At 59.2% G+C, this 14,510-nt stretch carries 2 protein-coding genes; both read left to right on the top strand.

The window, feature by feature from the left end; genetic code table 11:
• Window positions 1-369: 369 nt before the first annotated feature.
• Window positions 370-7,425 (top strand): TcdA/TcdB pore-forming domain-containing protein, encoded by a 7,056-nt coding sequence (locus tag KCG87_RS04075; protein WP_210556659.1) that lies wholly within the window; start codon window positions 370-372, stop codon window positions 7,423-7,425.
• 109 nt (window positions 7,426-7,534) lie between these two features.
• Window positions 7,535-14,491 (top strand): TcdA/TcdB pore-forming domain-containing protein, encoded by a 6,957-nt coding sequence (locus tag KCG87_RS04070; protein ID WP_246881650.1) that lies wholly within the window; start codon window positions 7,535-7,537, stop codon window positions 14,489-14,491.
• Window positions 14,492-14,510: the final 19 nt, after the last annotated feature.

The following is a 14,510-nucleotide window of genomic DNA, read 5'->3' as shown; positions in this document are numbered from 1 at the left end:
CCCGCACAGATTGTTTCCGGATCTGACCGCGTCATATTGTTCAACGCGACCTGTACGATCTGCTCCGCTTCTGTGTGAGAGCTTTCTCTTTGCTTACATTCTGTTCGACTTATCTTGAATACTGATAGACAGACCTGAAATTGCAGCCTTGGTAATTTCGCGTTCTGCTCGGGTGCGTTTGATTTATATATTGATTGTAGAAATAACTTGTTGCCGTTACATGCGTTATCAGTTGTTTTTTTAGTTGTTGATTTTGACATGTATTGAAAGTTTTGAAGTTTGAGCTCCGATTCGCCAGAAGTTAGTTTGGCCGCTATGCAAGTGCCAGCGGGCACTTTCGTTATTGGTCAGGGCAAAGGAGCAACTTTCATGCAGGACCGAAGAACTCAAGACGCCAGCGGGTTTGTCAAATTCATCAAACTGTTCAAACAAGCGGATCTGGAACAGGCCATGTCGGCGTACAGGGGCAGTGAATCCTATCAGTCAGTGTGGCGTTATTATTTTGCCTGTATCGGCTTGCTCGATTCTCCACGACTGATCGAGCCTTTGGCACTGCTCAAGCAGTCGATCGGCCAGTTGATCGGTTCGCCACATAAATACTCGCAATCCGATAGCCAGCCTGCACAGTTGTCGCGCATCTATAACAGCATCCAGGCTTTCGAGACCCGTGTGCAAAACAGCCTGGCGTACGCGAAGAGCACCCCGACTGCGGTGCCGAAGAATCTGCACTTTGTCTGGCTCGGTGGAGGACTGGGCGCGATACAGCGTGACTATCTCAACCTCTGGAAACAGGTGCTGAGCGGGCAAGGTTACAGCCTCCATCTCTGGTACGACAGCGACGCATTGTTGGCCTGGCAAACTAACAGGCTGATCGTCGAGGCGGCCAAGGCTGACGCCCTGCAACAAGATGGCAGCGACAGTATTTCCAAAGACCAGTTGGGCACGCTGTACGAAGAACGGGCCATCGTCCTTAAACAACAGATGTCCATGCATATCGATGCCGCACTGGCGCGGGGACTTTCAGCTGATGAAGCACGCGTCGATCTGTTGGCCCGTGCCTATGGGCAGGACGCCGCGCAACTGGAGGCGCTGATCGAGCAAAACCGCCGCAGTCTGCTGGACCTCGCAGGAGACGACCTGCAGTTGCGCGACTTGAACGCCCTGGATACTCCGCTGCAATTACAGGATATCTACGAGCGTGAAATCCGGTTGCGCGGCAATCTGGCCGCTGCTTCCGATGTGGTGCGCGCCGAGGTCCTTTACGAAGAGGGCGGCGGATATGCCGATGTCGATAATCTGCCGCCACTGGTCAAGACTCTGGGAGGCGTTGACATCAGCGGGTTTGATCCCCGGTCACGCGTTGGCGTTCTGCAACTGCTGCTCGATCACAATCGGCACTGGATGCCTGCACGCGAGGCGCTGCGCCACCAGTACACTGATTATCTGGCAAGCATTCCCGAGCAACACCGCGCCGCGCTTGAGACGTTTGCCCGACAAAAACCGGCGCTGAATGAAGTGTTCCAGGCGCCGGCCGAGCTGCTCGTCCGCCCACAGGACTTGCGGGCAGTTGCTGTGCAGAGCTCGCTGAGCAATTCCTTTCTGATGGCCCATGCCCGATCGCCGATGCTCAAAAGCGTGATCGACCGGTTTCGCTTCAATTATGACTTCATCGACCTGACGGCTCGACTGGCGGCCAAGCGCGGTGTTGCGCTGAGCGATTTTTACGGCATGTCGACGCTTGCGCGCGAGGTATTCGAGCAAAACTGCGGCTCTATTGCCGCTCTGTCCTCGATCGAACACGCAACGGTGAACGAACTGATTCTGGCGGTCGCCGGATATTTCGAAGACGGTATCCGCCCACAGAGCGAATGGACAATTTTTCTGACTGGCCCGGCCGCGATGCGCGCTGGCATGCGCGATTACGAACAGCACAACTTCGTCCCGCGCGAAGATGAAACAGTGCGCGTCGAGACTGCCATCGAGCCGCTCTGGATGATCAACGACAAGACCGAGGAGGAGCAGGATCACTCGTGGAAAGACAACGCCAGCGATGATGAACAATGGGTTGTCGACGAACAGCAGCGTTGGCGGCAAGGACAGTTCAGTGCCCGCTACAGCGGTGATGTTGCTGCCCTGCTCAAACAGCAGACTGTGGTGTTCGAAGAGGGTTGGCCGCTCATCGAGGGACGCCCGGTGTTATTGACGGAGGTCTTGCAAGGGATGATCGACCGACTCGGTGCACCGTTTGTGGCGGCGATGAGGCAAGGTCATAACGGTCCGCTGGTTTTTCCCGAAGGACCGGGTCTGGGGTTCGACGATCGTCAGGCCATCAAGGCCCAACCCGTCACTCTGCAAGCTCCGGCGTCGCTCAGTGATGCGCGGATTCAGGGGCTGGCGCTGGATGAGTTGCTAAGCGGCATTGCCGAGGGTTCGCTGCAGTTCTTCCAGATCAGTCCCTTGCAAAGGGTAGTGTTGGGACAGATGCTCGGCGTACGCTCACTGGATAACTCAAGCTTCACGCAACTTGCCCCCGAGCTCGACAACCTCGCCAACAGTGTTGCCGAGGTAGGAGCATCGGTGCGTTATGCGGCCATTGAACGCCATCTGTATCAGCATCGGGCGCCGCAATTCATGGCCGGTCTCGCCAGCCAAGTCGACCAGCCGATGGTCTCGTCGGACAGCGCGCTAACGTTGAAACGAGCTGCGCTGTCGCAGGCGCACACGCTGTTTCAATGGGGCCGTCATGTTGCCCATATCCAGACCATCGCTACCCGCGAACATCGTGAGCAGGTGATCCTGCGGCTGGGTCAGGTACTGGGGCAAATCGAGGCCAGTGACGTCAAACTGGTGCCGCAGGATCTGTTGCTCCAGGGGGCAGGGGATCCCGGTGGCCGCTGTTACCCGCTGGCGCTGATCATGAGCGCTGCTCTGGAGCACGGCGTGGCGGCGTCGCGACGCTTGCGCGAGCGATTCTTCCTGGCCACCGTCGAGCCGCAGCAGCGCGATTCAATTGTATTTCTGGAGGCGCTCGAGGAGTTGCGCGGCGTGCAGTTGCACGATATCGGCAAGCCGCTGGGGCGGGTCGATCTGCAGCAGCTCGGCACCACGCTGGAGGCGTTCGCCAGCTCGCGCACGCTGATGCTCAACTCGGATAACCACGCCATGCTGGTGGCGAAAACCTTCAATGGTGGGCACGCCACCTATCACTTCTATGATCCCAATTTCGGCGTTTTCGAGTTCAGCCAGCCTGAGCAGTTTCAGCTGGCACTGACCGACCTTTTCCAGAAACAGGGCATGGCGAAATACTATGCGGCCTATGGCGACGACGCGCGCCCGACCTTTGATCTGATCGAGCTGCAGGGGCAAAAGATAGCGGCGCTGGATCTGTCCGGCGGTTTGCGCGTCGGGCAATTGCTGGAATCCGACAATGTGCTGCCGGAGTATACACAGCGACCGATCCGTCGGCGCCTGAACAGTGCTCGCGGCCATTCGCTGGTCAGTAATCCGCACCTGGGGCGCAGCCTGCGCGATCTGGACAGTCATTGGTGGGGACAGCAGATTGCCCAGGCGACTGACGCTCTACAGCACTTGCATGCTGCGGCAAAACCGCTGGTGCCGTTGTTCGAAACCTTGGAGATGACGCCTGCCGGCGAGTACCGGATCAACCTGATCGATCCCTCGCAGGCCGAGCATGTGGTGCAGGTGGTGAGCTCCGATCACCGTCTGCTGCGCATCAGAAATTATCTGTCGGAGCAGTTTTCGGCACTGGGCACCCGAGCCTCGCCACAGATGGCAGAGGCGGGTGCCGTACACACGCTCAATACCGGCTTCACCATCCAGGCACTGATGAACGTCCTGCGTGGTCGAGAGGGGGATGACCGCACCCTGACCACCGCCGTGCGCTTGCACGCTTACGTCAATTACGCGCAGCTGGTGCATGGCAATGTCACGGATGTCGCTGGCCTGATCAGTCTGGTAAAAACCGCGCTCAATGAAGAGAAGATCATCGCCCGCACCTGTGCGCCGGTGGTTGGCGAGGCGCTGGGACATGTCGCCAACGAAGGCGTGGGCGCGGTGCTGGGGCTGGCCAATGTCGGTTTCGACATCTATCAATTGGCGACGGCAGACAACGAGATCGAGCGCGCGCAATTCGGCACCCAACTGGCCTTCGACTCCGCCAGTCTGGCGTTGACCGCCGGTGGTCTGGGGGCTGCCACGGCGGGCGCGGCAACAGCGGCCGCCGTGCTCGGTGGAGCCGGGGTGATCCTGGGCGGACTGGCCGTGGGTGTGGCGGCCCTGGCCCAGGGGTTTGCCAGGATCGCTGAGCAGGCGCAGGAGGTCGGGCTGTTCTTCGATGAGCTGGAACGGGCCTGTCGGGGTGTCGGTTATCGGTATGACGACGGACTCGGGGCGTGGGTCGCTCACCCTTCGCTGGTCGTCCAGAGCCTGGACTTCAATCGCACGATGCTGGTGCTCGACAGTCCGAAGGTGTATCGGCTGCGCGACCATTTCGGGGTGCCGGATTTCAATCCGGATGATCAACAAGCGCTCGATCTGCGGCGTGAACTGGGTCTTCCCGGCTACATCCACTTCGATCCGCCGAGCACGCAACTGGTCGTCCTGCCGTGCACGCCGACCACGTTCTACGGTTACGAATACAAGGCGCTGCCTTTCTCGACGCTGCGTCACGACACCGGCTTCGATACCGCCCGCAAGCTGGAGAAGAAGGATGCGGCTGGCCAGTGGCGGTTTCTGTTTTCGTTCTACTCCTTTCCCGTGCACTACATCATCAACCGTCTCGCACCGTCGTATCGGCCAACCGTGATCGAGGTGCGGCTGGATGCCCACGAGCGTGCGCTGGCGGTGCCAATGATGCCGCAGCTCTGGCACGACAAGGTGTCGTACCGCATCGAAGGTGCGGGCGGCGCCTGCTCACTGATCCTCAATCGCGGGGTCAATCTCCAGTTGCAGTCCCCCAGCCTGCAGCAGTGCCGCTGGAATCTGGTAGCCGCCTGGGCCACTGAGAGGGATGTGCGGATCGACGTTGGCGGGGTTCTTTCGGTGGGTGGCGTGAAGGTGACGTTCGGCGGCAGAGGTCGGCATGAGGTCATGCTCCAACTGACCGGGCGGCAATCGTTCAAGGTCAACCGCAGCGACGGACGACTGGACATTATCGAGCAGAGCGCGCCAGCCGGGGAGAATGAACAGTCACTCCTCACGCATTACCAGACACTGGCCCGGGAGCATCGGCTGGTGCTGCCTTACACGCCAGTTCATCACTTTCCGATTCCTTTCGAGCCCGAAAGCCAGCCGCGTCACACCACGGCCTGGTACGACGCTGCCGAGGATCGTTTTCTGTACATCCGCAGTGAAGAGGTACTGGCGGCCGATGAAATGCTGCTGGCGGCGGTGGTCGACGATTCTGCGTTTTTCTATGAGATGCGCAACTACGACATCTGGCAGGTCGATGCCGTCAGCGGTTTGCTCAAGTGCCGCTACCGTCTGCTTGTCATGGAGGGGCAGTGCAGCATTCGGCGTATTGAAGTCGATGCGCAGGGCGTGATTCATATCGAACAGCAATGGCTGGGTACCGATCGGCAAGTCACGCGATTCAACTACCTGATCCATGAGGGCCAACTGCAACTGGTGGCAGTTACCCGGGAGATTGACCGTGAGCTGGGCCAGCGAGTGTTCGCCAACCCGACCTTGACGGATTGGTCGGTAGTGCTTGGTCACTATTTCACGTTATCGCCGGTGCCCGAACGCGCAGGCGTCAGTACCGTCGACTGGCAACCGGCCGCCTACGTGTCGGTCTGCTGGGCGTTCGATCCGGGCAAACGTGACCTGGTCTGGATTCGCAGCCGTGACCTGTTGTGCATTCATCCGTTTGCCTTCGGGCATGACCGCGGCTGGGTCGATTCGATCAAACAGCTTGGTGATCTGCTGCTTCTGCCGGTCAACCAGGAGCACGAGCTGTTTTTCATCTACGACCGGCTGGCGCAAAAGCTGTGCAAGGTGCAACGCAGCGCGTCCGCTGGCAGCGAGCGCTGGCCGACACAATGGACGCATCAATGGCTGCAGCCCGACGGGTTGAATGACGTGGTATCGGTGCAGGACGGGTATCTGGCCCTGACCGACGACGGTCTGTTCTTCAACCTGACCGCAGAGGGTGAAGTGCATCTGGGTGGCTTGAGTGAGCGCTGGCTCAGGGGGCGCGCACAGTGGTGGCACGCACTCGAAACGCTGGCGGCGAAGTACCCGGTCAACAGTTTCGCCATTCTGGGTCTGCGCAACGCCGCCGGTGATCGCAGCCTGTGTGCCTGGTATGTGGATAACCGCTTGCTGCTGTGCGATCCGGGGCACGAACGGGAAATGCGCCTGCTCGGGGTCACACCGGACAACCAGGCGGTCTGGCTGTTCGATGTCGCCAGCGGTGAAATCTGCAGTCAGCGGTTCTTCGACAGCCGGCAACTCGAGCCAGCATTCGGCAGCGGCGCCCAGTTACTGGCGAGCGACTTGCTGCCGGCACCGCAGGCCGAGTGGGATGACTGGCGGTTCAGCGCCGTGCGCAATGACGGCTCCGGTCTGTACGGGACATCGGTCAACGGCGTGTCACTCAAGCTGCGATATCAGGAAGCTGAAAGGATCATCGGCGTCGATCATCACTGGGCCAGCGAGCACGCGGAACATTTGCCGGAGTCTCTGCAGGCATTGCTGGAGACCGCCGAGCATGGGCCCTACATCGCCGTGGAGTCTGGCGCGGGCAACCTGCAATGGTACGACGTGGCGAATGCACAACTGATTCGTGTAGCAGGCCAGGATCTGCCAGACGATTGCGAATTGCTCGGCACCCGCCATCGGCATGTGCTGTTGCACGAACTTCAGGCACACCGCGTACACGTCTACCCCGGTCAGCAGAGCATCGGCCCGTTCGAATACATGCGGCGTGACGCCGAGGTGTTGGTGGTCGAGGGCCAGAACAAGGTTGAAGACCTGTTGCCACTGATCGCTGATGACGTGAGCTGTCTGGTGTTGCGCCTGGGGCAGGGCGGTGTCACGTATCACCTGTCGAGGGCCTGCTGGTTGCGGCTGGACTCGGTGATTGTCGATTGCCGTCACCCGCTGGGCGAGGTTCCAGCGATTCCCGGCAAGCTGGTCTGGGCGCTGGACGCACCGCAAACACTGCAACTGTCGTTTGTCGACGAGCACTTGCTGATTGTCGACCCGGATCGCCAGCACAGCCTGATCCTGCGGGATGTGTGCTCGGCGGATCCGGCGATGCGCGGTGACGTCTTCCTCGGGTTCGAGGGCGGGCGTTCCTATCCGGTATCGAGCCTGGTGCAGAGGCTGCGGGAAATCGTCGAAGTCGATGATGGCGACGGCAGTACAACGCTGGCGCAGTTGCTGGGAGCGGTGCCGGCCTGACGAAAGTCTTCGTTGGGTTTTTTGAAGTTTGTTTTCTCTCTGTGTCGCGACGGTTCATGTCGTCGCGATGGGTTCGTTTGGCCAAAAAAAGGAAATTGCATTGAGCACTATGGATGAAGTCACGATGGGCAGAGTGTTCGCCGATCTTATTGCGCGCACAGAACTTGAGTCCGTCAGCGGTAGCCTGGGGGAGGCTCCTTTGCGCTACTACGACGGAGCTACGGCGGCTACCAGTCTTGCAGAACAATTGATAGCGATCAGATTGCTCAAGGACGCGATTGAATCACCACAGCTGGACGCCGCGGATGCTCAGGTCAATAAACTGCGCCTGAAACTGGGCGACTACGACCGCCGCTTGAGTGCGACTGTGAAGATGCTCTCCGCTGGCAAACCGATACCGCGCATCATGCATTTTGTCTGGGTCGGTGGCAGTGAGGTCGGGCCGAATCAGCGCGATTACATGAACATCTGGCGCAAGGTACTGGCGTCGCAGGGATATGCATTCAATCTCTGGTATGACAGTGATGCGCTGCTGGCCTTTGAAATGAATCGGGTGATTCTCGACAGTGCCCGTGCGGACACGATGAAGGTATTAAAGGACGAAAAGGTAACCCCGACGGGACTGTCGAGAATGATCGAAGACCGCGCACGGGTACTCAAACAGCAGATGTTCGACTACCTGAATCATCCACGCTGGGCCGGACGCGCAGACGAGGCGCGGATCGACCTGATGGTGCGGGGTTATGGCAAGGAACGTGCGACGCTCGAAGCCTTCCGCCAGAAATGTCTGGATTCGCATCAGGCCATGGTGGGTGAGGACTTGCGCCTGCGCGATGTTCGCCAGGAGTTTGCCAGCCACTTTCTGGCGGACGTCTACCAGCGCGAAGTCGCCATGCGCGGCAACTTTGCTGCAGCCAGTGACGTGGTGCGACTGCAGGCCGAGTTTCTCGAGGGCGGGCGTTACAGCGACATGGATTATTTGCCGCCGCTGATCGAGAGACCGGGCGGCGTGGACATCAGTGGTTTCAGCACAGACGCGAAGATCGGTGTCCTGCAGTTATTGCTCAACCATGACGATACCTTGATGCCGGGGCGCGATCGGCAACGTTATGTCGACAGAACCGGGCATATTCCCGCCGAGCATCTCGAGGCACTGAGCGCATTTGCCCGGAGCAGGCCGGGTGTGGAGCAGATTTTCGCTTCGCCGCAGCCGACGTCTTTATCCCAGGATGCCATCGGGCGCGGCGCGGCCTGGGGCAATCCGTCGTCGAAGGAAATGAATGCCTATGTTCTGGCTCATCCTGGCAGCAAGATGGTCAATGCGAGCATGCACTTCATCCGGGTGGCTTATGACTGCCTGTATGAGGTTGAGCGCCGCATGATACTCGCAGGCGTGACGCCAGCAGATGTGTCGTCAGTCGATGATATTGCAATCAAGGTCGTCTCTGAAGCACAGGCTGATGGGCGCTTGCCCAATACATCGCGTGAATATTCATCAGAGAAGCTCATACGCGCCATAGCTCAGTATTATCAGGACGGGATTCGTTTCGACGCCTTGGGCACCATCTACATGACCGGTCCGGGCGCACTTGAAGGCGGTGTAATCGGCTATGTCGAAAGAGAACTGCAGAGTGAACAGCTGAACAACATTCGCCATCATATGAAGCAGGTCGACGGCTTCAACGTCTTTACCGAAGAAGAAATGATCTCCGGCTGGGCAGTCAAGGATACCCCCGAAGACTGGCTGGCAAAAGAACATGAGAAGTGGAACTCGGGCAAGCTCAAGTCGCGCTACGCCGGCAATCTGTCCGATTTGCTCAAAGAGCGGACCCTCACGTTCAAACTGGGCTGGCCGGTCATAGAAGGAAAGTCCGTGTTGCTGACCTCGGTTCTGCAGCAACTGCTGGATGATCTGGGTGAGCCGTTTGTGCGCGCCATGAATGACCGCTTGACCGGTGATGTGACGTTCAACGTTCCCATCCACCTCGACTTTGATACTCGACAGCAGGTGCTGAACCAGACAGTCGACAAAGCTCCAACGTCCATGGGGGCCGAGTCACTGGGCAATCTCAACGAGGCCTTGGCGCGCATCGCTGCGGGCAAGTTGCCGCTGGAGCAGTTGAGCCCGTTGCATCGGGTGATGTTCGGCGGCCTGTTCGGTGCCGCAACACTGGATCAGGTCGGGTTCGCAGACGCCTGGGCAACCACGGTCGCCTTTGCCGAAGATACGCGAGACCGTGGCCTGATAGCGCGCTACGAAGTGATCGAACAGACACTGCTCAGTCGCGATCCTGCACCGGTCGAGGCACGAGTCAATGCATCGAAGCGTGAATCGCTCGGGCAGAACTCCAGAGTGTTGAAGGCGCAGGCATTTGCCGAACCGATCAGCGTACGGCAATGGCGCGAGTACGTGAGTCGGGTCGAAGTCGCCGCCATGAATGAGCGCCGGGCGTCGATCCTCTCTCGGGGCAAGGCGGTACGTGAGACCTTCGTCCAGGCAGGCGCCTACGCGGGCAGGCAATTGCCACAGGATTTGCTGCTGCGCGGTGCGGGGGATCCGGGCCGACGCTGCTATCCACTGGCGCTGGTGATGGCCGCCGCACTGGAGAAAGGCGCTTCGGCCGAGCGCGCGCTGATCGGCAAACTGGCGATTGCCAATCTCACTCCCGACGCACCGCAAGCCCATGCCCTGCTCAAGGTGCTGGACGAGTTGCGTGGCGTACCCATGGTGCGATTCGGCGAGAAGAGGCCGGCGGCGAACCTGGCCACTGTGATGCAGACGCTGGAAGCAAAAACCGCTGCCGGCAGCCTGTTGCTCAACACAGACAATCATTCGATGCTGGTGAGCAAGGTTGTAGCGCAAGGCGAGACATCCTATCGCTTCTACGATCCCAACTTCGGGCTGTATGCGTTCGCCCGGATCGAGGATCTGCAACAAGGCGTCCAGCGCTTCATGCAGGAGCAAGTGATTGCCCGGCTTTATGGCCTGGAACAGGGGGCTGCCAGCGTTTTCGAGGTCATCGAACTCGACGGCGCAAGCATTGCCGGTAAATCGTTGCCTTCGGAAATTAGCGTTGAGCATTTGCTCAGCAGTGATCCGCTGGGTGGCGGGCGTGCCGTCGAACCCTGGAGTCAGCATGCCGCCTTGCGCGCGCGTTCCCTGTCAGAGAACGCGCGTCTGGGACAGGCGCTGAGCAGTGTGGACAGCCACAAGTGGGCGCGGACGATCGAAAGCGCGACCCTGCGGTTACAGGACCAGCATCAACTGTCTCGTGACTTCGTTCCGGTGTTCGACTCCCTGAAGAGCACTGCGCAAGGGCGCAGCGAAATCACCATGGTCAGTGCCAGTGATCCGCAGCGCACACGCACAGTGCAGACCGATGACACGCGCCTGCAAGGGATCAAGTCTTACCTGAGCGATACGTTTGAAGCGTTGTCCGGCAGACGCGCGGGGGCGCCAGTGATCGATCCGACGGATGTCGGAGCGGTGCACACGCTCAATGCCGGATTTGCCATTCAAGCCCTGCTGCTCGGCTTGCAGAGCGCGGAGTCCGGGATGGGGTCGACCGCGTTGACGTCGGCAGTACGTATCCACGGTTACCTGGCCTACGCGCAGATGGCTCACGGGCTGGTGGTCGACGCAGTACAACTGCTGAATCTGGTGCGTCATGCCTTTACCGACGGACTGCGGGTGGCCAAAACCACCTCGTCGATTGTCAGTAATGCACTGGGCAACGTCTTGAACGAGGGTGTCGGAACCGTTTTGCAGCTGGCCAGCATCGGCTTTGACATTTATCTGTTGGTCAATGCACAAAACGATATCCAGCGTGCGGTCTATGCCACGCAGCTGGCCTTCGATTCAGCTGGGCTGGTGCTGGGTGTTGGCGCTTTGGGCGCCGGTGTTGCCGGTGCGGGCACGGCGGCGGCCTTCCTCGGCGGCGCCGGGGTGATTCTGGGCGGGCTGGCGGTGGGCATCGGCGCCCTGGTCGAGGGGTTCAGCGCCAGGGCAGAACGTGGAAGACGGATCGGCCGGTATCTGAATGATGTGCATTCGGCCTATCGACCGCAAAGCCATTCGGTGCAAGGCGATACCTACATTGCCAATCCTTGTGCGGTCTATACCGGGCTTGATTTGCGCAAAGGGCTCATTACCTTCGGCCACCACAAAATTTTCGCAGCGGACGATTACTCCGATCTGCATCCGCCGAAGATCGTTGGGGATCGCAGCAAGGCTTTCAGCCTTCGAGAGACTCTCGACCTTCGCGGTACGATTTCCCTCGATATGACTCCCGGTATTGAAAGCGTCGTGCTGCCGAGTTTGCCAGAGTGCTTCCTGGGCTACGAATACGGTGGTCTACCCTTTTCGACAACACTCAGGGAAAACCTGGAAACGGCTTTGGCGCTGGAGCACGACAGGGAAGGCAAGCGGCAATTCTGGTTCACTTTTTACCGGTTGCCGACCGAATACATCATCGAAAAAATGGTGCCCAACTACGAGGAAACCCGCGTCAGTGTTGCGATTGGCCCTGATCAGCGTTTTCTGCACGTCCCCCCATTGCCGCAGGAGGTGCACGGTTACCTTTGCTATGACATCGATGCCACTGGCGGGCACTGCTCGATCACCCTGACCGAGGGCGTCAAGTCGTTGCGGCTGCAGGTTTCCTCCGATGATCCAATGACGTGGTCATTGCGTGCCCCATGGGTGAGTGCGGCGGCGGTGAAGCTGGAACAGGATACTTTTCAGTTGGGCTCGATGCGGGTGCAGGTGCCCGCCAGGAGTGTCGTGTACCTGCAACTTGCGGAGGGCTTCTATCAGGTTGGCTGGGCAACGGGAGCGCTGCTCTTTGCTGAACTCGACGCGCTCAACGATGCCGACGGCCCGGCCACACGCAAGCATTTGCGCGAACTCGCCCGCGCTCATCGTCTGGCCGATGGCCCGACGGTCATCCGCAACTATCACGATGCCCTGACTGGTGTTCGTACCACGGCCTGGTACGACCACACCGAAGATGCCATGCACTTGGTGCGCGGACTGGACCCACAGTATGCGGCGCAGATCTGCATCGGCCCGAAGATCGGCGAGGAGATGTTTTATTACTGCCCGGCGCAGGGAATCATCTGGCGTACGGATCTGGTCACCGGGCAGATCAAACGCACTTACCGGGTGATGAAAATACATTTATCAAAAAACCCCTGCATTGTTTCGATTCAGGCGACGCCAGAGGGTTTGCTGCAGGTGGTCCAGCGCTTTGAAGACATGTGGAAAAGCTTCTACAAGCTGACTTACCTGCTCGGCGAAGACTACCTCGCCCTTACTGCGATCTCCGATATGAATTCAGACCATCCGTGGATCATTCGCGAAGGACGCGACAATGTTTCGGATTTCCTCCGACGGCACGACTACCCATACCATGAGGTACTTGATGACCAGAGAGTGGAATTCACACTGGGCGCAATGATTACGATCGACACCTTCGACGAGAATTTGCGTAAAGCCACCCGAGCCTGGGTGCGCAGTGAAGATGAGCGCGTCATTCGGCCTGTGCTGCGCAATACGGAAGGTACACCTGACTTTCTCGATTGGGTGCTGCTTGATCCGCTTCAATCAAGCGGCGATACAGTGTTGTTTCATCATCTTGGCCATCGCCTTGTTTATCGACAGCACATCGGCGCAGCGGATCAGATGCCCGAGATGTTTGCACAAAGTGTCTTGCACCTTGAGGTGCAGCATGTGCACCGCCAGGGCGGACAATACGTCATCCTCACTGACGAAGGCATGCTGTTCCAGATGAATGACGACGGCCAGACGCGGCTGGTGGGACTCAATCACGCATGGCTGTCGGCCCGCCAGCAGCGCACTGGGCAAGGGTTCAAGTGGTGGGAAGCGGTCGGGACCAGCATTCAGAACGAGTCCGCCGATGGCGTGGAAGTCGGGGGTATCCGCGACGCAACGGGCAAGACATCGCTGTATGTCATCTATCTGGATCAGCAATTTCTGATTGCCGACACGGCGGGCAAAGCCATGCGCGTGTTGAGGCTGACGCCAGATAAAAAAGCGGCGTGGATGATGGACTGGGCATCCGGACGAATCTATCGTCAGCCCTTCATGGCGCCTGAAAGCCTGGCGGCGGCATTCGGTTCGGGGACGCGTCTGCTGCAGGCGCACTTGCTGGCCCCGATGCAGCGAGTCATGCCGCGGGACACTTTTGCCTGGGCCGTGCCCCATGGAGCCGGCCTGCACGTCCGCCGGCATGACCACGTGCTGTTCGACCTGGCCGATGGCGAGCCACCGCGTATCGTCGGTGTGGAAGTCGAATTCTTCAATGGCCTGGCGTCTCGTCAGGCGCGGGAGCAAAAGCTGGCGCGACTGCTTGCCGGTCAGCGTAGCGGTCCTTACCTCTTTGCGGGCAGGAGCGATAATCTTTGCAGCTGGTATGACGTCGCAGCCGGCCGTCTGCTCAGTGTCTCGGTGTCAGGACGTGAATGGCCACAATATCTGGGCGTGGCGAACGATCAGACCCTGGTGCTGCATGACCCTGTAACGGGCCGACTGTTCAGCAATGCCAGTGAAGGCATTGAACCCATCGATACATGGATGACTGTGGAAGCGGTCAGCCGGATTGCAGATACGCTGGTTATCGACGGTATTGGTTCATCGGGCAGGATTGTAGCGATTCCGGATGGCGTCGATACACTGGTGCTCAAGTTTGCGAAATCTGCAGATTACCTTTCACTGGCCCGACAGACTTGGGATCGGCTTGATTGCCTGATTGTCGACGCCGAGGAAGCAGGCATTCATCTGGCGTTGACACTGGAGCCGATGCAGCGATGGCTGGTCTCGAGGTCCGACGGCCATTTGCTGCTGACGGATCCCGATTCGGGAAGCAGCATCATTTTGCGCAATGCCACGAGCCTTGATGCGGCACGGCAACAGCAGGTGACATTCGGGATTGCGTTACCTGACGAAATCTCGGTGACCGTTAGCCTGGAGGAGCTGATGAGTGCGATGGCCACGGAACCCCTGCTGGAACTCGGCGCGCTGATCGGGCTGTCCATCGACCAGTAAGCCATTGCGAGCTGGCAGA

Source organism: Pseudomonas sp. MWU347 (assembly GCF_017947305.1).
GTDB classification, from domain to species: Bacteria; Pseudomonadota; Gammaproteobacteria; order Pseudomonadales; family Pseudomonadaceae; genus Aquipseudomonas; species Aquipseudomonas putida_A.
Note: the sequence above shows the minus strand (reverse complement) of the source record. Positions and strands in the feature narration are given on the sequence as shown.